The 24,595-nt window shown below is 72.1% G+C and carries 28 protein-coding genes; 12 read left to right on the forward strand and 16 right to left on the reverse strand.

Annotated elements, in window-relative coordinates; translation table 11 throughout:
• Positions 1–565 (forward strand): integrase core domain-containing protein (locus MJ604_RS10325; protein WP_243058262.1); only part of this gene is annotated, 565 nt, incomplete at its 5' end.
• A gap of 13 nt (positions 566–578) precedes the next feature.
• Here MJ604_RS10325 and MJ604_RS10330 read toward each other — a convergent pair.
• From MJ604_RS10330 to MJ604_RS10340, 3 genes are read right to left on the reverse strand one after another with little or no spacing between them, the layout of a single operon-like run.
• Positions 579–1,229, reverse strand: coding sequence for an N-acetyltransferase (locus MJ604_RS10330; protein ID WP_243058263.1), 651 nt, complete (start codon positions 1,227–1,229; stop codon positions 579–581).
• A gap of 12 nt (positions 1,230–1,241) precedes the next feature.
• Entirely contained in the window at positions 1,242–1,724 is a 483-nt protein-coding gene (locus tag MJ604_RS10335; protein WP_243058264.1) for a GNAT family N-acetyltransferase, read from the reverse strand.
• Positions 1,721–2,575, reverse strand: coding sequence for an alpha/beta hydrolase (locus tag MJ604_RS10340; RefSeq protein WP_243058265.1), 855 nt, complete (start codon positions 2,573–2,575; stop codon positions 1,721–1,723). Before MJ604_RS10340 ends, MJ604_RS10335 begins: the two co-directional genes overlap by 4 nt.
• An 89-nt stretch (positions 2,576–2,664) precedes the next feature.
• Here MJ604_RS10340 and MJ604_RS10345 point away from each other — a divergent pair, with 89 nt between their 5' ends.
• Positions 2,665–3,282, forward strand: coding sequence for a TetR/AcrR family transcriptional regulator (locus MJ604_RS10345; RefSeq protein ID WP_243058266.1), 618 nt, complete (start codon positions 2,665–2,667; stop codon positions 3,280–3,282).
• The gene (locus tag MJ604_RS10350; protein WP_243058267.1) at positions 3,279–4,031 is read left to right on the forward strand and encodes a septum formation family protein; all 753 of its coding nucleotides are present in this window, start codon (positions 3,279–3,281) and stop codon (positions 4,029–4,031) included. The genes MJ604_RS10345 and MJ604_RS10350 overlap by 4 nt, the downstream gene beginning before the upstream one ends.
• On the opposite strand, the gene MJ604_RS10355 is transcribed toward MJ604_RS10350, so the two are convergent.
• Entirely contained in the window at positions 4,017–5,495 is a 1,479-nt protein-coding gene (locus MJ604_RS10355) for an MFS transporter (RefSeq protein WP_243058268.1), read from the reverse strand. The genes MJ604_RS10350 and MJ604_RS10355 overlap by 15 nt on opposite strands.
• A gap of 99 nt (positions 5,496–5,594) precedes the next feature.
• On the opposite strand from MJ604_RS10355, the gene MJ604_RS10360 reads away from it, so the two are divergent.
• Together MJ604_RS10360 and MJ604_RS10370 are read left to right on the forward strand one after the other, a co-directional pair.
• Positions 5,595–6,047, forward strand: coding sequence for a MarR family winged helix-turn-helix transcriptional regulator (locus tag MJ604_RS10360; protein WP_243058269.1), 453 nt, complete (start codon positions 5,595–5,597; stop codon positions 6,045–6,047).
• 98 nt (positions 6,048–6,145) lie between these two features.
• Positions 6,146–7,966: a calcium-binding protein gene (locus MJ604_RS10370; protein WP_308194128.1), complete on the forward strand. Its 1,821-nt coding sequence runs from the start codon at positions 6,146–6,148 to the stop codon at positions 7,964–7,966.
• Here MJ604_RS10370 and MJ604_RS10375 read toward each other — a convergent pair.
• Entirely contained in the window at positions 7,954–8,421 is a 468-nt protein-coding gene (locus tag MJ604_RS10375; RefSeq protein ID WP_243058270.1) for a Dps family protein, read from the reverse strand. The two genes, MJ604_RS10370 and MJ604_RS10375, sit on opposite strands and share 13 nt — an antisense overlap.
• A 149-nt stretch (positions 8,422–8,570) precedes the next feature.
• Between MJ604_RS10375 and MJ604_RS10380 the strand changes: the two genes are divergently transcribed.
• Both MJ604_RS10380 and MJ604_RS10385 read left to right on the forward strand, forming a co-directional pair.
• Positions 8,571–9,245 (forward strand): DUF4396 domain-containing protein, encoded by a 675-nt coding sequence (locus MJ604_RS10380; protein WP_243058271.1) that lies wholly within the window; start codon positions 8,571–8,573, stop codon positions 9,243–9,245.
• A 112-nt stretch (positions 9,246–9,357) separates the two neighbouring features.
• Positions 9,358–9,777, forward strand: coding sequence for a DUF2243 domain-containing protein (locus MJ604_RS10385; RefSeq protein ID WP_279235796.1), 420 nt, complete (start codon positions 9,358–9,360; stop codon positions 9,775–9,777).
• An 8-nt stretch (positions 9,778–9,785) separates the two neighbouring features.
• On the opposite strand, the gene dnaB is transcribed toward MJ604_RS10385, so the two are convergent.
• On the reverse strand, positions 9,786–11,075 hold the full coding sequence (gene dnaB, locus MJ604_RS10390) for a replicative DNA helicase (RefSeq protein ID WP_374458350.1): 1,290 nt from the start codon (positions 11,073–11,075) through the stop codon (positions 9,786–9,788).
• Between the two features lie 620 nt (positions 11,076–11,695).
• Here dnaB and MJ604_RS10395 point away from each other — a divergent pair.
• Positions 11,696–13,024 carry an MATE family efflux transporter gene (locus tag MJ604_RS10395; protein WP_243058273.1) on the forward strand — a complete coding sequence of 443 codons (1,329 nt, stop codon included), beginning with the start codon at positions 11,696–11,698 and terminating at the stop codon, positions 13,022–13,024.
• 102 nt (positions 13,025–13,126) lie between these two features.
• On the opposite strand, the gene rplI is transcribed toward MJ604_RS10395, so the two are convergent.
• From rplI to rpsF, 4 genes are all read right to left on the reverse strand, one after another.
• The gene (rplI, locus tag MJ604_RS10400; RefSeq protein ID WP_243058274.1) at positions 13,127–13,573 is read right to left on the reverse strand and encodes a 50S ribosomal protein L9; all 447 of its coding nucleotides are present in this window, start codon (positions 13,571–13,573) and stop codon (positions 13,127–13,129) included.
• Between the two features lie 14 nt (positions 13,574–13,587).
• Positions 13,588–13,824, reverse strand: coding sequence for a 30S ribosomal protein S18 (gene rpsR / locus MJ604_RS10405; protein ID WP_011758085.1), 237 nt, complete (start codon positions 13,822–13,824; stop codon positions 13,588–13,590).
• 184 nt (positions 13,825–14,008) lie between these two features.
• Positions 14,009–14,572 carry a single-stranded DNA-binding protein gene (locus MJ604_RS10410; protein ID WP_243058275.1) on the reverse strand — a complete coding sequence of 188 codons (564 nt, stop codon included), beginning with the start codon at positions 14,570–14,572 and terminating at the stop codon, positions 14,009–14,011.
• A gap of 100 nt (positions 14,573–14,672) precedes the next feature.
• On the reverse strand, positions 14,673–14,963 hold the full coding sequence (gene rpsF / locus MJ604_RS10415; RefSeq protein ID WP_028643766.1) for a 30S ribosomal protein S6: 291 nt from the start codon (positions 14,961–14,963) through the stop codon (positions 14,673–14,675).
• A 166-nt stretch (positions 14,964–15,129) separates the two neighbouring features.
• On the opposite strand from rpsF, the gene MJ604_RS10420 reads away from it, so the two are divergent.
• Together MJ604_RS10420 and MJ604_RS10425 are read left to right on the forward strand one after the other, a co-directional pair.
• Positions 15,130–15,996, forward strand: a complete 867-nt coding sequence (locus tag MJ604_RS10420) for a serine/threonine-protein kinase (RefSeq protein ID WP_243058276.1) — start codon at positions 15,130–15,132, stop codon at positions 15,994–15,996.
• Between the two features lie 20 nt (positions 15,997–16,016).
• Entirely contained in the window at positions 16,017–16,952 is a 936-nt protein-coding gene (locus tag MJ604_RS10425; RefSeq protein WP_243058277.1) for a threonine dehydratase, read from the forward strand.
• Here MJ604_RS10425 and MJ604_RS10430 read toward each other — a convergent pair.
• A complete protein-coding gene (locus tag MJ604_RS10430) occupies positions 16,945–17,697 on the reverse strand; it encodes a DeoR/GlpR family DNA-binding transcription regulator (RefSeq protein WP_243058278.1) in 753 nt (250 codons plus the stop codon). The genes MJ604_RS10425 and MJ604_RS10430 overlap by 8 nt on opposite strands.
• Positions 17,698–17,763: 66 nt before the next feature.
• On the opposite strand from MJ604_RS10430, the gene MJ604_RS10435 reads away from it, so the two are divergent.
• Together MJ604_RS10435 and MJ604_RS10440 are read left to right on the forward strand one after the other, a co-directional pair.
• Positions 17,764–18,144, forward strand: a complete 381-nt coding sequence (locus MJ604_RS10435; RefSeq protein ID WP_243058279.1) for a DUF4406 domain-containing protein — start codon at positions 17,764–17,766, stop codon at positions 18,142–18,144.
• Positions 18,145–18,154: 10 nt separating this feature from the next.
• Positions 18,155–18,952, forward strand: a complete 798-nt coding sequence (locus MJ604_RS10440; RefSeq protein ID WP_243058280.1) for a deoxyribonuclease IV — start codon at positions 18,155–18,157, stop codon at positions 18,950–18,952.
• Here the strand turns inward: MJ604_RS10440 and MJ604_RS10445 are convergent.
• From MJ604_RS10445 to MJ604_RS10465, 5 genes are all read right to left on the reverse strand, one after another.
• Positions 18,949–19,266 (reverse strand): hypothetical protein, encoded by a 318-nt coding sequence (locus MJ604_RS10445; RefSeq protein WP_243058281.1) that lies wholly within the window; start codon positions 19,264–19,266, stop codon positions 18,949–18,951. The genes MJ604_RS10440 and MJ604_RS10445 overlap by 4 nt on opposite strands.
• A gap of 62 nt (positions 19,267–19,328) precedes the next feature.
• Positions 19,329–21,626, reverse strand: coding sequence for a CHAT domain-containing tetratricopeptide repeat protein (locus tag MJ604_RS10450; protein WP_243058282.1), 2,298 nt, complete (start codon positions 21,624–21,626; stop codon positions 19,329–19,331).
• A 166-nt stretch (positions 21,627–21,792) separates the two neighbouring features.
• On the reverse strand, positions 21,793–23,451 hold the full coding sequence (locus tag MJ604_RS24235) for a S8/S53 family peptidase (protein ID WP_243058283.1): 1,659 nt from the start codon (positions 23,449–23,451) through the stop codon (positions 21,793–21,795).
• An 8-nt stretch (positions 23,452–23,459) separates the two neighbouring features.
• Positions 23,460–23,921, reverse strand: coding sequence for a hypothetical protein (locus MJ604_RS10460; RefSeq protein ID WP_243058284.1), 462 nt, complete (start codon positions 23,919–23,921; stop codon positions 23,460–23,462).
• Positions 23,921–24,526, reverse strand: a complete 606-nt coding sequence (locus tag MJ604_RS10465) for an RNA polymerase sigma factor (RefSeq protein ID WP_243058285.1) — start codon at positions 24,524–24,526, stop codon at positions 23,921–23,923. The genes MJ604_RS10460 and MJ604_RS10465 overlap by 1 nt, the downstream gene beginning before the upstream one ends.
• Between the last annotated feature and the right edge of the window lie 69 nt (positions 24,527–24,595).

The raw sequence follows: 24,595 nt of genomic DNA on the forward strand, positions 1-24,595 counted from the left end.
CTACGAACGCGAGCGACCCGGCGAGCTGGCCCACATGGACGTCAAGAAGCTCGCCCGGATCCCCGACGGCGGCGGCTGGCGTGCCCTGGGCCGCGGCGACGGGTCGATCCAGCGCGACCGGTCCACCCGGGTCGGCTTCGACTACGTCCACTCGCTGGTCGACGACCACTCCCGCTACGCCTACTCCGAAAGTCTGCCCGACGAGAAGGGCCCCACCTGTGCAGGATTTCTCGAACGCGCCATCGCCGACTTCGCCGCGGCCGGCATCGCTCAGATCGAGCGCCTGATGACCGACAACGCCTGGGCCTACCGATACTCGCTGCGCGAGACATGTGCGGTCCACGGCATTCGGCAGGTGTTCATCAGGCCGCACTGCCCCTGGCAAAACGGGAAGGTCGAGCGACTCAACCGAACCCTGCTCACCGAATGGGCCTACCGGCAGGTCTTCACCGACAACGCCGAGCGCGCCGCTGCACTTGCGCCCTGGCTCGAGTACTACAACACTCAACGCCGCCACAGCGCACTCGGAGGGCTCCCACCCATCAGCCGACTGCGACCAACCTGATGGCTGGGTACAGCTAGTCGGTCGTCCAGACCATGGTCTGCTGGTGCATCCGCTTCCCGTCGTGGCGTGAGCCGGGGACGACGGGGTTGTCGCCGTGCTTCTCGAAGCCCATCCGCGCGAAGAACTTCACCGCCCGGGTGTTCTCGGCCGACGTCTGCAGGTAGCACCCGGGCGACCCGACCTCGCGGAGCCGGTCGAACCACAGGTTCATGACACCGTCGGCCGCGCCGGTGCCGCGCGCGACCGGCAGCAGGTCGATGTGCAGGTGCGAGGGCCAGCGCGGGTCGGAGAGCTCCCCCGCCGTCGGCTCCCGGCGCACCTTGAGCACCAGCGCGTCCCAGGCCGCCCGGACGAAGAACCGCCGCGACTCACGCCGCCGGAACAGCCGGTACTTCTTGATCACCGCCGTCAGCCGCTCCTCCTCGCTGGGGAACCGGCTGTCGTCGACGCACCCGACCAGGTAGCCCGCGAGCTGTCCGTCGACCACCGCGACGAACGCCGACTCCGGCTCGAGGTCGAGGTACGGCGTCAGGTACACCTCGTTGAGCGACTCCGTGTGGCCCCACACCTCGGACCCGGGCGCGCCCTCGCCCGCGCCGTCGAACAGCGCGACCAGGCCGGCGCGGTCGGCGGCGGCGTACGGGCGGACCTCCACGTGTGTCATGGGCCAAGACTGTCAGGCCGCGACCACGCGCCGCCGCTCGACCGGGAAGGTCCAGCTGACGCTGGCACCGTCGAGCGTCCGGTCGGCGCCCGGCGCCTGCCGGGCCACCATCCGGGGTACGGCGCGGTTGCCGGCACCGGTGTAGACCTCGACCTGCTCGATGCCGCGGGCGGCCAGGTCGGCGAGCAGCGCCGTGGCCAGCTCGGAGCCGAACCCCTGCCGCTGGTGACCGTCCGCGACCAGGATGCCGAGCTCGGCGGCCCGCCCGGCCCGCGCCCACATCCCGTGCGCGACCAGCTCGCCGCCCACGAACCCGAGCAGCGCGACGCCCCGGGTCGCCTCGGGCAGCAGGCCGTCGACCACCGGGCGCGACGGGTGCGCGCCGATCGCGGTCTGGAAGCGCTGGTACGCCGACTCCGCGGACAGCCCGGAGAGCAGGGCGACCAGCGCCGGGCGGTCGCGCCGGGTCGCGGCCCGGATCCGCAGCGCGCTCATGTGTCCAGGAACCCGACGGTCGCCGCGACCACGTCGGGGTCGCGCAGGATCCGGTTGTGGCCGAGCCCGGTGGTCTCCAGCAGGGTCGCGTCGGCGCCGTACGCGCCGAGGATCGGGTCCGACTGGCCCCGGTCGACGACCCGGTCGCCGGCGTCGTGGATGACCAGCAGCTCGCGCCCGGGCGCGCGGCCGACCGAGAAGCGCTCCCAGATGCTCGGGTCGCCGGCGAACCAGGTGCGCTCGATGGCCCGGCGCAGCTCGCGGTTGACCGTGGGAGAGGCGCCGAGCGTGGCGCAGAACGTGTCGACGAGGAACCCGAAGTCGCCCATCCCGCTGATGGCCACCACTCGGTCGGCGGCGAGACCCTCGCGCACGGCGTACAGCGACACCGGGACGCCGAACGAGTGCGCGACGACGCCCTCGAACGGTCCGTGCCGCCGGGCGATCTCCTCGATCACCGCCTGGTGGTCGAGGATCGTGCCGACCGCCCCGGGCGACGCGCCGTGCCCCCACGCGTCGTACGCGACCGGGCTCAGGCCGGCGTCGAGCAGCGCGGTCACGACGGCGGCGAACCGCGACGCCCGGGCGCCCCAGCCGTGCACCAGCAGCACGGGGCGGCGGCCGTCGCCCCAGGCGTAGGTGACGACCGGACCGATGCGGTCCCGGCGGGCCGCGTCGTGGACCTCGCGCTCGTCGTCGCGGACCGGGACCGGCTTGCCGGGTCGGCGCCACAGCTCGAGCGCGAGCCGGCCCCCCAGGCCGGGTGCGACCCGGGCGGTGGCGTTCAGGGTGGTGCCGATCGCGGCCGGCACGCCGTGGGCTCGCTGCGGCGGGTTCAGGGTCTGCGTCATGGGTCCCTCCCCGGGATGAAAAAACAATACGAACGATCGTACTATTTGTTTGTCCCTCCCCACCAGACCTCCGACATAGGCTGTGACCCATGGACCAGCAGGTGACCGACGGCCGCCTCCGCCGCGGTGACCAGACCCGCCGTGTGGTCCTCGGTCGCGCCGTCGACGTGGCGTCGGTCGACGGGCTGGACGGGCTCTCGATCGGCCGGCTGGCCGGCGAGCTCGACATCAGCAAGAGCGGTCTGATCGCCCACTTCGGGACCAAGGAGGAGCTCCAGCTCGCCACGATCCGGGCCGCCCGCGCGATCTTCGTGACCACGGTGATCCAGCCGGCGCTGGCGCACCCGCCGGGCAACGAACGGCTGCGCACGCTGCTCGAGGGGTGGCTGGCCTACTCCAGCGACCGCCGGTTCCCCGGCGGCTGCTTCTTCGCACGGGCGTCGCACGAGTACGCCGCCCGACCCGGTGCCGTGCGCGACGCGCTCGCCCAGGTGGACGAGGAGTGGGTGCGGCTGATCGCCGAGACCGTCGCGCAGGCCCAGGAGGCCGGTGAGATCGAGCCGTCGGTCGACCCTGCCCAGCTCGCGTTCGACCTCACGGCGTTCCTCGACGCGGCGAACCTGCGCTCGCTGCTCGGCGACGACAGCGTGTACGAGCGGGCCTACCGGTCCATGCGCGACCGCCTGGAGTCGGTGGCGCTGTCGTGATCCGCACGCTCGTCCTCGCCACGGCGCTCGTCGCCGGATCCCTCGCCGGCCCGGCTCACGCCGGCGACCGCGGCGGCCGTGGTGAGGTGGACGGTCCGGCGTACCAGATGCCGCTCGTGGGCGAGTGCCACCAGGTCACGTACGCCGCCCTCGCGTACCAGAGCGAGCCGAGCCCGGCCGTCGACTGCGCGACGAAGCACACCGCCCTGGTGGTCGCGTCGGTCCAGCTGCCGGCCGGCACCGACTGGAGCGAGGGCAGCGCCGACCTCGCCGCGGCGCAGACGGCGTACTGCGTGCCGGCGTTCAAGCGCGCGGTGGGCCGGTCGTGGCGGGTGATCGCACGGTCGGCGTACCTGTGGTCGTACTGGATCCCGACCGAGGAGCAGCGCGCCCACGGCGCGAGCTGGCTGCGGTGCGACGTCAACCGGCGCACCTACCGCGAGCTCCTCCCGGTCGGGGCGACCCCGCTGCTGAAGCGCGACACCCTGCCGCGCAACGTCCAGCGCTGCCTCCAGGTCCGCGCCGCAGGGTTCGACGAGAGCAGCTGCTCCGGCCGGCACACCCACCGCGTGGCGAAGGTGCTCCCGGTGCCGGGCAGCGGCTACCGCACCACGTCCGGCTTCCTGAGCTACGCCACGGCGCACTGCCCCGGGGCGCGGAAGTCCCGCACGTGGTACGCCACCTGGCGCAGCCCGGTCGGCTGGAACGCCGGGGACCACACGCTGGTCTGCTACCTACCGGCGCGTTAGCTCCGGCTCGTCGACCAGCGGGACCGCGTGCTCGATCGCGTCCTCGGCTGCCCGGCTCGCCTTGGTCGGGATCAGCACCGCGATCAGGGACGCGAGCGCGGCGACCGCGGCACCGATCAGCAGGCCGGTGACGAAGCCGGACTCGCTCGGGATCTCGACGCCCCCGAAGCTCGTGGTCATCTGGGCGAGCACGACGCCGATGACGGCGGCCGAGATCGTGGTGCCGATCGAGCGCATCAGCGTGTTCACGCTCGTCGCCGACCCGGTCTCGGAGATCGGGACCGAGCCCATGATCAGCGCCGGCATGGCGCCGTACGCGAAGCCGACGCCGGAGTTCGCGACGCAGACCGCGACCATCAGGCCCCACGTCGAGCCCATCAGCACGATCGCAGCGAGGTAGCCGATCGAGATCACGGCCGCGCCGAGGGCGAGGGTGACCTTCGGGCCACGGGCATGGGAGAGCCGGGCGCCGAGCGGCGACACGAACATCATCATGAAGCCGCCGGGCGCCATCCACAGGCCCATCTGCAGCATGTCCTGGCCGAGGCCGTAGCCGGTCTCGGTCGGCAGCATCATCAGCTGCGGGACGATCAGGCCGAGGGCGTACATCGAGATGCCGATGACCAGCGACGAGGCGTTGGTGAGCAGCACGACCGGGCGGGCGGTGACCCGCAGGTCGACCAGCGGGTCGCTCGTGCGCAGCTCGAACCAGCCCCACGCGAGCAGCACGACGACCGCGCCGACGAGGAGGCCGACGGTGGTGGTGCTGTCCCAGCCCCAGTCGGCGCCCTTCGAGATGCCGAGGAGCAGGAACAGCAGGCCGAGGCCGAGGCCGACGGCGCCGATCGGGTCGAAGCGCGAGGTCGAGGTGACCGGCGCGGCCGGGACCAGGAACCAGATCAGCGCGAGCACGCCGATGGCCATCACGGCGGAGGCCCAGAACAGGGCGCGCCAGTCGGAGTACTCCGCGACCGCGGCGGCGGCCGGCATGCCCAGCGCGCCGCCGATGCCCATCGAGGCGCTCATCAGGGCGATCGAGGAGCCGAGCTTCTCGGGCGGCAGCAGGTCGCGCATCGCGGAGATGCCGAGCGGGATGACGCCCATCGCCGCGCCCTGGAGCGCGCGACCGGCGATCATCAGCGTCACCGACGGCGCCAGCGCGCAGACGATGGAGCCGGCCACCATGAAGAGCGCGCAGATCAGCATGATCTTGCGCTTGCCGTACAGGTCGCCCAGGCGGCCGCTGATCGGCGTCGCGATCGCGGCGGCGAGCAGGGTGACGGTGATGATCCAGGACGCGTTGGAGGCGCTGGTGTCCAGGAGCCGCGGGAGGTCCCCGATCAGCGGGATGACCAGGGTCTGCATGACCGCGGCGGTGATGCCCGCGAAGGCGAGGACCACGACGATCGCGTTGGGACGGACCGGGGCGGCGGGGCTCGCGGGGCGGGACAGGACCTGGGACACGTTTGTGTACGATACATATGATGTGCATGATGCACAATCTGGGCTCCGCGTGATCCACGTCGCACGGGCCCTAGGCTGACGCGCGACACAGGAGGGTGCATGCGGGACCGCTACGACGAGCTCGAGCGCGAGACGACGCTGCTCGGCCGCTACCTCATGCCCCACCGCCGCTTCTCCGGCTCCGAGGAGCGCCTGGAGCGCAGCGCCTACACGCTGCTCACCCGGATCAACGCCCAGGGGCCGATGTCGATCGGCGAGCTCAGCGACGCCCTCGGCCTCGACGTCTCCACGCTCAACCGGCAGACCGCCGCGATGACCAAGGCCGGGTACGTCGAGCGCGTGCCCGATCCGGAGGGTGGCCTGGCCCGCAAGTTCCGGCTCACGGAGGTCGGCGCCGACCGCCTCGAGTCCGACCGGCACGCGAACATGGCCGGCCTGCGCCGGGTGCTCGTCGACTGGACCGACGGCGACGTCGACACCTTCGCGGCGCTGCTGCGCCGCTTCAACACCGACATCGAGCGCCTCGACGGGCGGCCCTGGCCCCGGGACTGACTCCCCGGCCCCAGCCTCAAGTCGGCTCCCAGTCGGCTTCAAGGGGCTCCGACGAGTCTGTCGTCATCACCCGACAGACCCGAACTGGAGCACCGATCGTGACCCGCACCCTCCGCCGCCCCGGCACCCTGCTGCTGGGCGTCCTCCTGGTGGCCGCCACCCCCGGCCTCACCCCCGCCGACGCGCGACCCGCCAAGCCGAAGTGCGACGTCTTCGTCGCCACCATCGTCGGCACCGACCGCCCGGACGACATCGTCGGCACCGCGGGTGACGACGTGATCGTCGGCCGCGGCGGCGCGGACGAGATCGACGGGGGCGGCGGCAACGACGTGATCTGCGGCGACGCCGGCAACGACACGCTGCGCTCCAGCGCCGACGGCACCAGCACGCTGTGGGGAGGCACCGGGGTCGACACCCTGTTCGCCCACGGCGACGGTGACGCGCTGCTCGGCGACGACGGCAACGACGACCTGTTCGCGGACGGCCGGTTCACGCTGCTCACCGGCGGGCCCGGCAACGACTTCCTCAGTGGCAGCGACCACCCCGACCACATGGACGGCGGTCCGGGCGACGACGAGCTCGACGCGCGCGGCGGTGACGACGTCGACGTACGCGGTGGCGAGGGCAAGGACCTGCTCCGCGGCGGCGAGGGCGCCGACATCCTCAAGGGCGACGCCGGCAACGACACCGTCCGTTCCGGCGGCGGCGAGGGCGGCCACCTGTACGGCGGTCCCGGCAACGACGTCATCGTCGGCGAGGGCGACATCGAGGCGCTCCTCGGCGGTGCCGGCAACGACTCGCTGAGCACCATCGGCGAGACCGCGCTGCTCGACGGCGGTGCCGGCAAGGACGAGATCACCGGCGGCGACCACGCCGACACGATCGACGCCGGCCGCGGCGACGACGTGGTGCGGGCCGGCGGCGGTGACGACGAGGCCGTCGAGGGCGGCACCGGCAACGACCGGATCGACGGCGGCGGCGGTCGGGACGTCCTCCACGGCGATGCCGGCAACGACGTGCTGCGCTCCGGCCCCGGCGGCGGCGACCACCTCTGGGGTGGCACCGGCAACGACAGCCTCGCCGCCGAGGCCGACATCGTGGCGCTGCTCGGCGAGGCCGGCAACGACAAGCTGACCACGAAGGCGGACACCACCCTGCTCGACGGCGGGGACGGCGACGACAAGATCACCGGCGGCCCGTACGCCGACACGGCCGAGGGCGGCGCCGGCAACGACAAGATCACCGGCGGCGCCGGCAACGACGACCTCAGCGGTGGCACGGGCATCGACTCCTGCTCCGGTGGCGACGGCACCGACGTCTGCGACGGCGGTACGCCGGGCCCGCAGCTGCCGACGCCGGACGACCCGGACACCTGCGCCGCCGACGTCGAGACCAAGATCTCCTGCCGCGGCGACGGGCTGCCCCAGCGCTGGACGGTGACCTTCCGCGGCGTCACGTCGTACCTGCCCGCCCCCGGCGAGCACGAGGAGATCACCACCTGGTCGTTCACGACCGTGCTGTCGGCCCGGCACGAGTACAACGGCGAGGTGCAGTTCCGGGCTGACCCCGGAGCCACCGGGACCTACTCGGTCGAGGGGTTCAACGACGACTGCACCATCACCGGCTCCGGCACCCTCGACGACGGCGACCTCAGCGTCGGCCTCTGGATCACCCCGGCCGCCGGCACCTACGAGTGGGACTGGGCGGGCCCGTACTCCGCGGACGACAGCACCTGGACCTGTCCCGACGAGGTCATCGAGGGCCGCAGCACCCCGGTCGACGCCAAGGAGATGGTCGGCGGACTGGAGTTCGAGTTCGACGACACGGGTGCGGTCACCGGCCACCGCGTCGTCGAGGGCATGAACGACCAGGTGCACGACTACTCCTGGACGCTGACGCCGCTGGGTCAGCGGGCGTAGCCCTCGGCCGCCACCAGCCAGGCGACCTTCTCGACGGCGAGGATCGCGCCGTTGAGGAGGTCGACGCTGGCCGGGTCCAGCCGCTCGACCTCCTCGCGTGCCGCCTGCACGGCGGCGACCGCCCGGCGGATGCCGCGGACGACGTGCGCAGCGGCCACGTCGACCGGGACCTCTCCGCTGGGCGCGGGAGCCAGGGTCGTGCCGGCGGCGACGTCCGCGGTCCGCCCGTTCGGGACGCCGCCCAGCGCCCGCATCCGCTCCGCGAGCTCGTCGGCGCGGGCGGCAGCCTCGCCGGCGACCGCGTCGAGCGTCGCGTGGAGCGAGGCGAACCCGGGTCCGACCACGCACCAGTGCAGCTGCTTGGCCTGCGCCTGGAGCTCGAGCAGGTCGGTGAGCACCGGCTGCAGGCAGGCGGCGGCGCGGCGGAGGTCGGACGGCGTGTCGAGGAGGGTCATGACGCCGATCCTGGCGAGCGAGCCGGAGCTCGGCATCACGCGCCGCACGTAGTCCGCGCGGTCTCCGGACCGGCGCCGCCTACGTGGGGAATATACCCCCTAGGGGTATCGTTCCTGTCACAGGACACGATCGAGGGGCGGAGCCAGCGATGAGCGAGGCGAACCAGCACGTGCACCACGCCGGTCACGACCACACCGGCCACGGCAACGTGAACACCATGGCGATCAGCGCCACCCTGCACTGCCTCACCGGCTGCGCGATCGGCGAGATCGCCGGCCTGATGATCGGCACCGCGCTGGGGCTGAGCACCGCGTGGACCGTCGTGCTGGCGGTCGGCCTGGCGTTCGCCTTCGGCTACACCCTGTCCACGCTGCCGCTGCTGAAGGCCGGGCTGGGCGTCGGCACCGCCCTGAGCGTCGTGCTGGCCGCCGACACCCTCTCCATCGCCACGATGGAGGTCGTCGACAACGCCGTCATGGCCGTCATCCCCGGCGCGATGGACGCGGGGCTGGTCAACCCCGTCTTCTGGCTCGCGATGATGCTGGCGCTCACCGTGGCGTTCTTCGCCGCTTGGCCGGTCAACCGGTACCTCCTGGCGCGCGGCAAGGGTCACGCCCTCACCCACCGCTTCCACGGCGACGCGGCCGAGGCCGTGGGCGCCCGCAGATTCATCCCGTCGTTCGGGACCGGCGCGCTGGTCGCTGTCATCGTCGCCTTCATGCTGGGCGGCCTGGTCGTCTCGATCGCCGACTCGGTCGGCGACTCGGTCGGCGGCGAGGAGACCGGCGGCAGCGGCGGCCAGCACGCTGCCGGTCATGGGTGAGTCCGGAGTTCGCTGACGCTCGATGCGCAGGACTCTGCACCTGGTGCTGCCCGCACCTGCAGGGATCGGTACCTGACGGGTACCTGCTCGCCAGGGCCGAGCGTGGCATCACCTGGTGAGCCACGTCGAGGACTACCCGACCGACACCGTGGCGGGGCTCGAGGTCAACACGCTGGCCGACGGTCTCTTCCACGTGGCGACCTGGATCTTCCTGCTGGCCGGCTCGATCACCGCCATCACGGCATGGCGCCAAGGGCGCCTCGCCCCGAGCTGGTCGTTCCACGTCGGGCTGGTCCTGGTCGGCTGGGGTGTCTTCAACCTGGTCGAGGGGATCGTCGACCACCACCTCCTGGGCATCCATCACGTCCGCGACGACGCCGGGTCACCCTCCTCGTGGGACGTGGCGTTCCTGGTCTTCGGCGCCCTGCTGGTCGTCGGCGGATGGCTGCTGCACCAATGCGGCCTCGCGGCCATGGAGCGACAGCGGGCGGAGTCGTCGGCACCCGCGAGCGTCGACCCTCGCCCGCACTGATCCGCCGGTCAGTGCGCCATGTCGACGAAGCGCGAGTAGTGGCCCTGGAAGGCCACGGTGATGTCGCGGGTCGGGCCGTTGCGGTGCTTGGCGACGATCAGGTCGGCCTCGCCGGGGCGGGTCGACTCCTTCTCGTAGACGTCGTCGCGGTGCAGGAGGACGACCATGTCGGCGTCCTGCTCGATCGAGCCGGACTCACGCAGGTCGCTGACCATCGGCCGCTTGTCGGCGCGCTGCTCGGGACCACGGTTGAGCTGCGAGAGCGCGATGACCGGGACCTCGAGCTCCTTGGCGAGCAGCTTGATCTGGCGGGAGAACTCCGAGACCTCGAGCTGGCGGGACTCGACCTTCTTGCCCGACGTCATCAGCTGGAGGTAGTCGATGACGACCAGGCGCAGGTCGTGGCGCTGCTTGAGCCGGCGGGCCTTGGCCCGGATCTCCATCATCGTCATGTTCGGGGAGTCGTCGATGAACATCGGCGCCGACGAGACCTCCCCCATCTTGCGGGCGAGCTTGGCCCAGTCGTCGTCGTTCATGTTGCCGTTGCGGATGTGGTTGAGCGGCACCTTCGCCTCGGCCGAGAGCAGGCGCATGGTGATCTCGGAGCGCGTCATCTCGAGGCTGAAGAAGACGCTGGTGAGGTTGTTGTGGATCGAGGCGGCCCGGCAGAAGTCGAGCGCGAGCGTGGACTTGCCCATCGCGGGACGCGCGGCGACGATGATCATCTGCCCGCCGTGGAAGCCGTTGGTCAGGTCGTCGAAGTCCGCGAACCCGGTCGGCACGCCGTAGATCCCGGCCTCTCGGTTGGAGATCGCCTCGATCTCGTCGAGGACGCCGTCCATGATGTCGCTCAGCGGGGCGTAGTCCTCCGCCGCGCGCTTGTCGGTGACCTTGTAGACCTCGGCCTGGGCCTCGTCGACGATGTTGTCGACCTGGCCCTCGCCGGCGTAGCCGATCTGGACGATCTTGGTGCCGGCGTTGACCAGCCGGCGCAGGATCGCCTTCTCCCGCACGATCTCGGCGTAGTAGGCGGCGTTCGCCGCGATCGGCACGTTGGCCGAGAGCGTGTGGAGGTACGACGCGCCGCCGACCCGCTGGAGCTCACCGCGACGCTGGAGCTCGGCGGCGACGGTGACCATGTCGACCGGCTCGCCGCGACCGTAGAGGTCGATGATCGCGTCGAACACCGTCTCGTGCGAGGGCCGGTAGAAGTCCGTCCCGCGGATCGCCTCGGTGACGTCGGCGATCGCGTCCTTCGAGATCAGCATCGCGCCGAGCACGGACTGCTCGGCGGCCATGTCCTGCGGCGGCGTGCGGTCACCCGGCGAGGTCGGCCGCTCGCCGGGCTCGTACGGCGCGGGCCCGTCGCCCCACTCGTCCATCGGCGGCTCGGGGATCCCCCGTGCATCCTGTTCGACGCTCACACTCGCCCTCTCGACCGGCTCGTCTCGATCATCTGTTCGAACACTAGGAGGCGGCGCCGACAACGAGGATCCGTCGTCTGCGCCGCCTCTACGATTCGGCCCAGCGCGGGGTCTCCCCCGTCCATCGCGTGCGACGCTATGCCGCCGGGCTATGTCTTCGGAAGTGCCGTATCCACAGGGCATGTGGATAACTGGTGCGGCCCCGTGGACGACACGCGGCGGCGTGTGTACCCAGATGGGGACAACCTGTGGACAGAACGTGCGCGGCGGTCCGAAACCACGGCCTGACCTGCGTGAACGCGTTTTCACAGCTGTGGGCGGAAAATAGTTCGCACCGAAGCGCGGTTCACCTGGAGGCCATCTCACGGCCACCGGACGCTTTGTCGACATAGCGTCCGATCCGCGGTATCCCCATTGTCATCCACAGGTGTTGAGGACTAGTCAGGTAGGAGTCAGATGAGAGCCCTGTCTCTTACGATGACTAGGCTGCGCCTGTGAAGGACAGCCGGGACCGGGAGATCCTGCGGCTCGCCGTCCCGGCCTTCCTGGCCCTGGTCGCCGAGCCGCTGTACCTGCTCACCGACGCCGCGATCGTCGGCCACCTCGGCACCGCCGAGCTGGCCGCCCTCGGGCTCGCCGCGGTGGTCCTCCAGACGATGGTCGGGCTGTGCGTCTTCCTCGCCTACGGCACCACCGGCAGCGTGGCGCGCCACCTCGGCGCGGGGGACCTGCGGGGCGCGCTCACCCAGGGCATCGACGGGCTCTGGCTGGCGGTGGCCATCGGCAGCGTCGTCACCGTGCTCGGGGTGCTCCTGGCGCACCCGCTCGTCAGCCTGTTCGGGGTCTCGGACCACGTCACCGACCTGGCGGCGACGTACCTGCGGATCGCGTTCCTCGGGACCGGACCGCTGCTGGTGATGCTGGCCGCGACCGGTGTGCTGCGCGGCCTGCAGGACACCCGGACCCCGCTGGTGGTCGCGGTCGCGGGCAACGCGCTCAACATCGTGCTCAACCTGGTGCTGGTCTACCCGGTCGGGCTCGGCCTGGCCGGGTCCGCGCTCGGCTCGGTGCTCGCCCAGGTGGCGAGCGCCGCGGCGTTCGTCGTGGTCGTGGTGCGCGCGGCCCGACGGCACGGCGCCCCCCTCCGCCCCGACCTGCCGGGCATCCGCGCGGCGGGCCGCGCCGGCGTACCGCTCGTCATCCGCACGCTGACCCTGCGCGCCGCGCTCCTCGTCACGACGTACGCCGTGACGCTCGCCGCGGTCGGCGCCCGCGACCAGGAGGTCGACCTCGCGACCCATCAGCTGGCGATGACGATCTGGGGGTTCCTCGCGTTCGTGCTCGACGCGATCGCGATCGCCGCCCAGGCGATCACCGGGCGCGCGCTCGGCGCGGGCGACGTCGCCGGGACCCGTGAGCTCACCGCCCGGATGGTGCGATGGGGCGTGTGGAGCGGGGTGGTCACGGGGCTGCTGCTGGCCCTGGTCAGCCCGGTGCTGGGCCGGCTGTTCACCGGCGACGCCGCCGTGCTCGACCTGCTCACTCCGGTGCTGCTCGTCGCGGCCCTGGGCCAGCCGGTCGCCGGCGTGGTGTTCGTGCTGGACGGCGTGCTGATCGGCGCCGGCGACGGGCGGTACCTCGCGTGGGCCGGGCTGCTCACCCTGGTCGTGTACGCCCCGGTGGTGCTGGCCTTCGCCGCGGCCTCGGCCGGGCTGGTCGCGCTGTGGGCGGTGTTCACCGTGGTGTTCATGGGCGCCCGCCTGGTCGTGCTGCTGCTCCGGGCTCGCGGCGACGCGTGGATGGTCACCGGCGCGACGGTCTGATCTCCACGTCAGTGGAGGTCACCTCGACAACGCGTCAGGGGCCGCCCTCCCGGAGGAGGACGGCCCCTGACGTTGGAACGTTGCCGCTGCGCTGAGCTGAGGTCAGGCCGGGATGACGTTGAGGGCCACCGTGGCGGACACCTCGTCGTGCAGCTTGACCGACACCTCGTGGGAGCCGAGCGACTTGATCGGGTTCTTGACCACGATCGTGCGCTTGTCGACCTGCTCGCCCGATGCCTCGGTCAGCGCGCCGGCGATCTCGCCGGTCGTGACCGCACCGAAGAGCCGGCCGCCGGCACCCGAACGGACCTTGACGCTGACCGCCGAGGCCTCGAGCTTGGCCTTGATCTGGGCGGCGTGGTCGTGGTCGCGGACGGCACGCGAGGAGCGGGCCGCCTTGATCGACTCGACGGTCTTCTCGCCACCCTTGGTCCACCGCAGCGCGAGGCCGCGCGGAACCAGGTAGTTGCGGCCGTAGCCGTCCTTCACCTCGACGACGTCGCCGGGGGCACCGAGACCGGTGACTTCCTGAGTCAGGATGAGCTTCATGTTCTCGGCTCCTCTCAGCGACCGGTGGAGGTGTAGGGCAGCAGGGCGACCTCGCGAGCGTTCTTGACCGCGATGGCGACGTCCCGCTGGTGCTGGACGCAGTTGCCGGTCACGCGACGCGCGCGGATCTTGCCGCGGTCGGAGATGAACTTGCGGAGCAGGGCGGTGTCCTTGTAGTCGACACCGGTCGCCTTCTCCTTGCAGAACTGGCAAACCTTCTTCTTGGGCTTGCGAATCACTGCCTTGGCCATTGTGGTGCTTCCTTTCTAGAAGCCCGGCCGGAGCCGGAATGGTTGAGGGTGAACGGATGGTGGTGTTGCTGGGATCAGAACCTGGCCTGGTCTCGATACGCGCGTCAGGACTTCGCTTCGCTCAGTCCTGGCGCTCCTCGACCGTCCCGCCTGGCCCGTGCCTCGCTTCGCGAGGCACGGAGCGTTAGAACGGAGGCTCGTCCGAGCCGACGCCCGGGGCACCCCAGGGGTCGTTCGCGGGCGCGGCCTGACCGCCACCCTGCTGAGGAGCCGGAGTCGCCCACGGGTCGTCGCCGCCGGACTGCTGCTGCCGGGGCTGACCGCCCTGGCCGCCGCCCTGGCCGCCGCCCTGGCCGCCGCCGTAGCCGCCGCCACCACCCGAGCGCGAGGCCCGGGTGACCTTGGCGGTGGCGAACGCGAGCGCGGGGCCGACCTCGTCGACCTCGAGCTCCACGACCGTGCGCTTCTCACCCTCGCGGGTCTCGTAGGAGCGCTGCTTCAGGCGGCCCTGCACGATCACGCGCATGCCGCGCTGCAGGGACTCGGCGACGTTCTCCGCGGCCTGGCGCCACACCGAGCAGGAGAGGAACAGCGCGTCGCCGTCCTTCCACTCGTTGGTCTGGCGGTCGAAGGTGCGCGGCGTCGACGCGATCCGGAAGTTCGCCACGGCCGCACCCGACGGGGTGAAGCGCAGCTCCGGGTCGTCGACGAGGTTGCCGACCACCGTGATGACGGTCTCGCCTGCCATGAATGCTCCCTAAGCGTTGGTTCTGATCAGAGTCGTCCGACCACGTCCGCACATCGTTGCCGCTGGCACCGACGGAGGGAAGTGGTCTTCCACAGGTCAATCAGTGAGCGTCGGGACGCATGACCTTCGTGCGGAGGATGGACTCGTTGAGGGTGAGCTGACGGTCGAACTCCTTGACCGTGGCGGGCTCGGCGTTCAGCGTGATGACGGCGTAGATGCCCTCGGCGTTCTTCTTGACCTCGTAGGCCAGCCGGCGGCGTCCCCACACGTCGACGGACTCGACAGAGCCGCCGTCCTTACGGATCACGTTGAGGTACTTGTCGAGCGAACCTTCGACGGTCCGCTCCTCGATGCTCGGGTCAAGAATGACCATCACTTCGTAGGCACGCATGTCGTTCTCCACCTCCTGTGGGCTAGGCGGCCACGGACTCTCCGTGGCAGGAGGAAAATGCGTCTGCTCTCGCGCCACCCGTCGGAGGGAGGACGCAGAGAACGCCCAAGGCTAGCAGCGGGCGCGCCGACCCATGAATTCGTCGCCGACGGGGTAGGAGCAGGCCGTGTCCCACCGTACGACGCTCCCGCCGGTCGCCGGCCGCTACGACCTCCTCGACCAGGTCGGCGCCGGGGCGATGGGCTCGGTCTGGCGGGCCCGCGACCTGCGCACCGGCGAGCTGGTGGCGGCCAAGGTACTGGGCGCCCACGACAGCAGCATGCTGCTGCGGTTCGTGCGCGAGCAGTCGGTCCGGATCGCGCACCCGCACGTGGTCGCGCCGACCGGGTGGGCGGCCGAGGACCACCGCGTGGTGTTCACGATGGACCTGGTCCGCGGCGGCTCCCTCGAGGCGCTGCGCGCCGAGCACGGCCCGCTGCCCCCGTCGTACGTCGCGGTGCTCCTCGACCAGCTGCTCCAGGCGCTGGAGGCCGTCCACGCCGCCGGCATCGTGCACCGGGACGTGAAGCCCGCGAACCTCCTCCTCGAGCCCGGCGGACCGCACCTGCGGCTCGGCGACTTCGGCGTCGCGGTCGTGCTCGACGACGTGCGGCTCACCCGCGGCCCCGGCGTGGTCGGGACCGACCGGTACATGCCGCCGGAGCAGGCGGCCGGCGCGCCGCCGGACCCGCGGCAGGACCTGTACGCCGCCGGCGTCGTCGCGGGCGAGCTCCTCGGCGACCGGACCGGCCCGCTGCGGCCGCTGCTCGACGCGCTGACCGATCCCGACCCGGAGCGCCGGCCGCCGACGGCCGCCGAGGCGCTGGCCCGCCTGCGCCGGATCGACGTCCCCCACGACCGGCTGTGGCCCGAGGTGCCGGACCGGCTCGGCGAACCACCCACGCCGCGCCACCGGTGGGCGAACGCCGTGATCGCGGCGTCGCTGGTCGTGATCGCCGCGTGCGTGGTGGCGAACCTGTTCCTGCTGTTGTGATCCCTCGCTAGCGTGGCCGGGTGGACCTCGCCGACCTCGCCGCCGCCCGCGAACGGGTCGCCGAGCACGTGCCGCCGACGCCCGCCCGCCGCTGGCCGCTGCTCGAGCGCACGACCGGCACCGAGACGTGGGTGAAGCACGAGAACCACAACCCGACCGGCGCCTTCAAGGTCCGCGGCGGCGTGAACCTCTGCGCGCGGACCACCAATACCCCGGGCCTGATCTCCGCGAGCCGCGGCAACCACAGCCAGAGCCTGGCGTTCGCCGGGAGCCGGTACGGCGTCCCCGTGACGATCGTGGTCCCCGAGGGGAACTCGCCCGACAAGAACGCCGCCACCGAGGCGTTCGGCGCGGAGGTGGTCGTCCACGGGCGCGACTTCCAGGAGTCGCTCGAGCACGCCGGCAGGCTCGCCGAGCAGCGTGGGCTGACCGTGGTGCCACCGTTCCACCCGTGGCTGGTGGAGGGCGTGGCGACGTACGCCGCCGAGCTGCACGAGGCCGTCCCCGACCTCGACGTGGTCTACGTGCCGGTCGGGATGGGCTCCGGGATCTGCGCGAACATCGCGGTCCGCGACCTGCTCGGCCGCGACACGGAGATCGTGGGCGTCGTCGCCGAGAACGCGCCGGCGTACGCCCTGTCCTTCGAGGCCGGCGAGGTCGTGCCGACGCCGTCCGCGGACACGTTCGTCGACGGGGTCGCGTGCCGGACGCCCGACCCGGAGGCGGTACGCCGGATCGTGGCCGGCGCGGCGCGCATCGTGCGGGTGTCGGAGGAGGCGGCCGCGGAGGCGATGGCGCTGCTGTACCGCAGCACCCACAACCTGCCCGAGCCGGCCGGGTCGCTCGCGCTCGCCGGACTGCTCGCCGAGAGGGACCGGGTGGCCGGCCGGCGGGTCGCGGTGGTCCAGACCGGCGGGAACGCGGACTTCGACGTGCTCGCGCGCGCGTTCAGCTGAGGATCTCGACGCCTGCGGCGCGCAGCTCCGCGACACCGCGCGGGTCGGCGCCGGAGTCGGTGATGACCGCGGTCGCGGCCGCGAGCGGGATCACCTCGAACGCCGAGGCGGCGCCGATCTTCTCGCCGCTGCCGAGCACGTAGGTCTCGGCCGAGCGCTCGGACCAGGCGCGCTTGATCGCCGCCTCGTCCGCGTCACCCGTGGTCAGGCCGGCGGTCGGGTGGATCCCGGTGACGCCGAGGAAGAAGGCGTCGGCGCTGACGCGGCCGATCGCCTCGTGCGCGACCGCGCCGGCGGCGACCACGGAGTGCTTGAACAGCCGGCCGCCGATGATGATCACCTCGACGGTCGGGTGGGTGGCGAGCTCGACCGCGATCGTCGGGCTGTGCGTGATGACGGTGGCCCGCAGGTCCGGGGGCAGCTGCCGGGCGAGCTCGCGCGCCGTCGTACCCCCGTCGAGGACGACCGTCTGGCCGGGCCGGACCAGCGCGGCCGCCGTCCGCGCCACCTCGGCCTTGGCGCCGGTGCCGATCGAGGTGCGCGTCGCGAAGTCGGCGACCGCCGGGGAGGCGGGCAGCGCCCCGCCGTGCACGCGGTGCAGGAGGCCGTCGGCGGCGAGCTCGCGCAGGTCGCGGCGGATGGTGTCCTCGGAGAGCCCGAGCTCCGCGGCCAGGTCCTTGGCCACCACACGGCCGTCGGCGCGGAGCGTGGTGAGGATCAGGTCCTTGCGTTGGGCGGCGAGCACGGGGCACACCCTATCCTGCACGTTCGTACTTGTTTTTGCACGTTTCTGCACGTTATTGTCGACATCATGACCACGCCCCTGCTGATCCTGATCGCCGGCCCCTACCGCTCCGGGACCGGTGACGACCCCGAGCTGATGGCGGCCAACCTGACCGCGCTCGAGACCGCAGCCTGGCCGGTGTTCCGGGCCGGGCACGTGCCGATGATCGGCGAGTGGGTGGCGCTGCCGGTGCTGAGCAGCGCCGGCGCCGCCGGACCGCTCGACCCGATGGCCGAGCAGGTGATGTACCCGACCGCGCACCGGCTGCTCCAGCACTGCGACGGCGTGCTCCGGCTGCCCGGTGACTCGACGGGCGCCGACCAGGACGTCGCGATCGCGCGGGAGCGTGGCATCCCCGTCTGGCACCGGGTCGAGGACGTGCCGGGGTACGTCGGAGGCGCCGCCTAGGCTTGGTTCCATGAGCATCGCGATCGGCGCCCACGTCGACCAGACCGACCCGATCGCCGAGGCGAAGGCCCGCAACGCACCGCACGTGCAGCTCTTCCTCGGCGACCCGCAGAGCTACAAGGGACCGGTCTTCAGGTACGACGGCGGCGCCGACGCGCTCAAGGCGGACGCCGAGGCCGCGGGCGTCGGGCTGTACGTGCACGCGCCGTACCTCATCAACGTCGCCACCACGAACAACCGCCAGCGGATCCCGAGCCGCAAGCTGCTCCAGCAGCACATGGACGCCGCCGCGTCGATCGGCGCACGGGGCCTGATCGTGCACGGCGGCCACGTGCAGGACGACGACGACCCGGCCAAGGGGTTCGACAACTGGCGCAAGGCGATCGACGCGACCGACATCAAGGTGCCGCTGCTGATCGAGAACACCGCCGGCGGCACCAACGCGATGACGCGCTACCTCGACCGGATCGCCGGCGTGTGGGACGCGATCGCGGCGACCGAGCAGTTCGACCAGGTGGGCTTCTGCCTCGACACCTGCCACGCGCACGCGGGCGGCAACCCGCTCGAGACGATCGTCGACGACGTCCGCAAGATCACCGGCCGGATCGACCTGGTGCACGGCAACGACAGCCGCGACGAGTTCGACACCGGCGCCGACCGGCACGCCAACCTGGGCGCCGGCAGGATCGACCCGGACCTGCTCGCGGCCGTGATCCGTGACGCCGGTGCGCCCGTGGTGCTCGAGACCCCGGGCGGCGCGACCGAGCACACGGCCGACACCGAGTGGCTCCGCTCGCGCCTGGGCTAGGTGTACTGATCGGGCACGAGGACGACGAGGTCGCGGACCTCGTCGCACCCCTGCCGGTCGACCCGGCGCCGCACGAGCCGCAGCGGCCGGTCGTCGGCGTGGTGGTGCCCGAACACGAGGAACACGAACCCGTGGTCGCCCTCCTCCAGCGGCACCAGGTGGCCGGGTCGGTCGATGAGGTGCCAGCGGCTCAGCCCGAGCCCGCGCCGGCGGAACTTCACCGCGAGCCGGGTCCCCGGCGTGACCGTGAGGACGTGACCCGGCTGGGGGTCATGGAGGACCTGGGTGGGGGCTGGCTTCGTCGTGACCGACATTCGTGGCTCTCCTCGTCGCTGGGTGACGTGGAGGAGGAGCGCGTCCCAGATCGCCTGATACGTCAGCCGAAGCAGATCAGTGGCACGGGAGCGGTGTCGGCCGAGACGGCCGGCACGGCCTCCGCCAGTGCGGCGGCGGGCTCGAGCCCGGCGGCCAGCCGCTGGTGCACGGCCACCAGGACGTCGTACGCCGCCTGGTCGTTGACCGCGGCGGGCGACGCGATCACGCAGCGGGCGCCGGCGTGCAGCCAGGCGGTCGTCATGCCGAGCAGCTCCTCGCCCCAGCGCACGTTCGAGCGGCCGACCTCGCAGGCCGAGAGCAGCACCACGTCGGGCGCACGCCGCAGCCTGTCGATGTCGTAGCCGAACCACGGTCCGTCGGCGAGCTGGAGACCCGAGAACAGCGGGTTCTCCGCCGAGTGCCGGCCGTGGGCGGCGACGTGCAGGACGTCGACGCTCTCCGCGAGCTCGCAGACGGCATCGGCGGTCGCGGCCGACTCGGTCAGCACCCGCGCGTCGCTCCACTCCTTCGCAGCAGCGGTGACCTCGTCCTCCGCGCGCGCGACCCGCGGGCCCGCCACGAACCCGGCGGACGCGGACCGCAACGGCGTCGTACGCCGTGCCAGCCACGACGTCGCGCTCTGGGCGACGGTGACCGGGCGACCGGTGAAGCCTGGGAGCAGGGTCCACGGCACACCAGCGAGCACGCCCGACGGCGTGAGCACGACACTCCGCCGGCCGACTGCCTCGAGTACCGGCGCGACCAGGCGCTCGGAGAACGCCTGGAGCCGGTTCGCCAGCTCCTGCCGGACGAACCGCCCCATGGCGTCGGGCATCTCCGCCGCGGCAACGTCCAGGTCCGGAAGCAGGCCGCCCAGCGGGTCCGTGATGGCCGACCGCTTCCCGAGGTCGACCCACGCCGTCTCCTCCGTCGTCACCACCAGCGCGACCACCTGCGCGGCGGTCGCGACGTACGCGACCAACGCGGTGTCCGCGTCCAGGCTCCCCCGCAGCTCGTCCAGCGTCGCCGGCTCGTCCACCTCGCCCGACCCTCGGTGCTGCCACGCCCGCTCGCGGACCCGCTGCCGCAGCTCGGCCTCGCGCTCCGGATCGCGCTGGCCACCCTCCGCGGCCATCTCGCGGAGCTCGGTCAGGTCGGAGACGATCTGCTCGTCCTCGGGCGCCCGCACCGGCTGCACCCGGCTCGCGAGCATCCGGGCGCGCTCGGACCACTCGAACAGGACGTGCGGCCGGCCAGATGCGACCGCGAGGGTCAGACCCCGCGCGGCGAGGCGTACGCCGTGTCCGGCTACCCCCGTCTGCAGATCCAGCGAGCCGAACGAGCTCTGCCACTCGTGGAGGTCGGCCAGTCCGGCGCGCACGTGGTGGAGGGCGTCGGCCCGCCGACCCGAGGCAGCGGCGAGCTCGGCCCGCACGTCGCGATCGGTCAGGCGTACCCCGATCGGGCCGCGCCGTGTCGAGCCGACGAGTCGCAGGGAGGACCTGGCGCCGGCAAGGTCACCGCGACGGGTCAGCACCTGGACCACACCGAGTCGGGCCAACGCCGCGTCCCAACGCAGGCCCTGGTCGTCCAGCTCCTGCGCCAGGTCCGCCCCCCGCCTGGCCAGCGCGGGCCCTCGTCCTCCGGACTCGACCTCCGCGGTCAGCAGGGTCGCCTCGGCGCGCACCTCCCACGCGCGTGCCTCGGTGCGCCGGAACCGACGAAGGGCGAGCCGAGCCGCCTCGCGAGATGCCCGCGGGTCGCGGGCGACCAGGCTTCTCGCCAGCGCCAGCTCGGCTTCGCCACGCCGCTGGTAGAGCCTGCGTCGCCCGTACGCGGTCGCCGCAGCAGCCAGGGCCACGGCGCCCTCCTCGTGGAGCCCCGCAGCGGTGAGCACCTCGGCTCGATCCTGCTCGACCATGGCCGTCATGACCGGGCCCTCGGCCGCGACGGTCGGGTAGGCGGTGGCGAAGTCCCGCAGCGCGGCGACGAGATCACCTGCGAGGAAGTGGGTGTAGCCGAGATTGTGCAGCGCTTTGGCTGCGCCGTACGCGTCATCCGCCTCACGGAAGGCCGCGAAGGAGCGCTCGAAGTCGGCGCCGGCGGCGACGACCTGCCTCCGCTGGAGATGGACGTTCCCACGGTTGAGATAGACGTTGGCGATGCGGCTCGACTCGTCGAGCCGCATCAGCGCCTCGTCGAAGTGCTCCATCGCGGGCGAGGTCTCGCCTCGCAGCATCAGGATCAGGCCCAGCTGCGCATGCAGCCCGCCCCGGCTGGACTCGTCGACGTCGTCGTAGGAGAGGACCTCGTGACACAGGCCCATCGCCTCGGCGTGCTCGCCCATCTCGGACAGCACATAAGCGAGGCTGGCTGCGATGCGAACACCCGTGTCCGAGTGAGCCTCACCCGTGCGGACGGCATCAGCGCGAGCCTGCTCGAGGAGGCGGCGCGCCACCCGGTGCCGTCCACGGTAAGCGGCGTGTGCGCCGCGTTCGTGCAGGACCTGGAGGGAGCTCACGCCCTCATGATCGCGCCAGACCGGTCGCCGTGGACACCGCGTTCCATGCTGCGGTGACCGCCGTTGCCGCATCGACGGGGGCGCCCACAGGCTCGGGAGCCTCCACCATCGCGGCCGCGACGTCTCCGGCGACGATCGGCGCGCTGAACGACGTGCCCGTCCAGACGCCGAACCCGCCACGGAAGTCGTCCGGGTCGATCGCCTCCCGGATCCGGTTGAACACGCGCGTCCGTGCCACCGGCTCGTACCCGCCTCGGAACGCGGGCATCGTGCTCATCACGGAGGCGCCCGCCGCGCGGGTGCTCACCCAGGGGCCCGTGTTGCTGAACATCGCCTCCGTCCGATTCGGGTTGAGCGCACCGACGGACACGATCGGTGCGATCGAGGAGTCGAACGGGATCGGGCCGACCCCCTCGGACCATCGGGCGAAGGCTGCTGGGAACGACGGCCGGCTGGTGGCGTCGTTCCCCGCCGAGGCGACCACGGCGACGCCGTTGCGGGCCATCTCCTCGAGGATGGCGTACATCGTCGGATCGAAGAGCTCGTCCTCGGGCGTCTCGTGGTAGTAGCCCATCGACAGACTGAGCACGTCGATCGCGTGGCCGCCTGGCTCGCCGGCGCGGTGCCGGCGCGCCAGCTCCGCGATCTGGGCGAGCGTCGCCACGAGATCGGACTCCACGATCGGCCCGTCCGACGGCATGATCCGCCACGAGATGATGTCGGCGTCGGGGCAGCGCTGACGGATCAGGCCGGCGATGAAGGTCCCGTGCCCGGAGAGCGGATCGATGGAGCCATCGAGCGCACCGGACTGGTCCCCGTCGTCCTCCGGCGCGATCGACGTCGCATCGGAGTATCCGATGGGCTGCCCGTCGAGGGTGACGTTCTCCTGGACGATGCCGTCGAGCCACGGGTGCGAGCCGCACCCGGTGTCGAGGATGGCGACCACCGGACGGCGCCCGTTGATGGCCTCGTCCGGTCGACGGAGCGGCGGCTCACCGACGTAGGCGACCGGCTGGCGTCCGCCTAGACCGATTCTCAGGTACGACTCGACCGCAAGGGAACGGCGTGCATCGGCCATGGGCTCGCCGTGGTGCAGCGGCTCGCCATGGTGGAGAGGCTCACCGTGGTGCAGCGGCTCGCCATGGTGGAGAGGCTCACCGTGGTGCAGCGGCTCACCATGGTGGAGAGGCTCACCGTGATGCAGCGGGTTTCCTCCGATCGACGGCGCCACCAGGTGGTCGAGACTGACGCCCTTGACCGCCTCGGCCCCGAACTGCGCCCGGGTCTGTTGCAACAGCGTCCAGGCATCGGGCGCGATCGTGGCTCGGTTCGACGCGACGACCAGTCGCGCCGGCAGGTAGCCGAACTTCAGGTTCGCGGTCCGCGGATCCTCCCGCTCGAGCACGACGTCCCACCCGAGCGGCTCGGCGACGAAGCGAAGCACCTCGATCGCCCCATCGACGGCGACCGACTTCGAGATCAGCAGCCTGGGGCCGACGTACACGGTCGGCCGCGGGACCACCCCGTTGACGATGAGGGCGGTCGCCGGATCGAGGATCCGGCCCTGCGCCGGAGCGATCACCGTGCGATGAGGCGGTCGCGGGTCGTGATCCAGGGGCCTGCGCTGCTTGCGGGCGGGAGTCTCGGGCTTCTCGGGGTCCACGGGATTCCTCAGATCTCGAAGGTGGGGGTGGCGAAGGCGGGGCGGCTGGTGTCGTGCGGCTCGATCCGCAGCCGCAGCATCCCGAGCGGCAGGTCGGTCAGCTCGAAGCGACCCGAGTCGCTGACCACGGCGCCGTGGCTGGCAGGCTCGGAGCCGGCGATGGCACGCACGGTCATCGGCTCGGGCGGGACGATCCAACCGTCCACGCGGGAGCGGGCGCCGTCGACGGCGACCCGCAGCAGCAGGTCGGTGTCGCCGTGCACGAAGCGGAGGGTGTACGCCGTGGAGCCGCGGACGCCGGCCAGCTCGGTGGACCGCTCGACCAGCTCCATCAGCTCGACGTCGAGGTCGGAGGCGGCCATCGCGGCCGTGGCCTGCATGGCGGTGACCAGGTGCTCGGGGACGGGGTCGTTCTTCTCCCACACGTCCCGGACGATGGCCAACAGGGCCTCCCTGCTCAGGTCGCTCATCACACGCCTCCTGCCTGCATCAGCGCCACGCGCAGCTTCGCCAGGCACCGGCCCCGGGTGGGACCGATGCTGCCGACCGGCATGCCGAGCTCGGTGGCCAGCTCCCGGTAGTCCGGCCGGTTCTCGAACGCCACGATCCGCAGCAGCCTCCGGCACCGCTCCGGAAGACCGTCCACGGCCGCCCAGATCCGGTTGCCCTCGTCCTCCTGCAGGACACTCTCCTCCGCGGAACGCTGGCGCGGAAGCATCGGCGCGAGGTCCTCGTCGTCGACCGGGGTCGCGCGGCTCGAGCCCGCGCTGCTCACCCGCCACGCCTCGCGGCGGGCGGTGGTCGTCAGCCAACCGCCGACCGCGACCGGGTCGACGATCGCCGCGCGGCGGCGCACCAGCGCCAACCACGTCGTCTGGATGACGTCCTCGGCGGCCTGCTCGGAGAGCCGGTAGGCGCGGACGACGTGCCACAGGACCGGCGTCATCACCGACACCAGGTCGTCCAGGCCCGCGGGGTCCCCCGCGACCCAGCGGTTGAAGCCGTCGGTGGCCTGACTCCAGACCGCGCCCGGGCGCGCGGAGTCGTACGGCGGCCCCGCTCCGATCCTGGTCATGGGACGACCTGCTCCCCGCTGTCGCTCGATCATGATCACGGCCTCGAGGAGGCTCGCGACCGCTCCCTG

It is taken from the genome of Nocardioides sp. SR21, from assembly GCF_022761125.1.
Taxonomy (GTDB): domain Bacteria; phylum Actinomycetota; class Actinomycetes; order Propionibacteriales; family Nocardioidaceae; genus Nocardioides.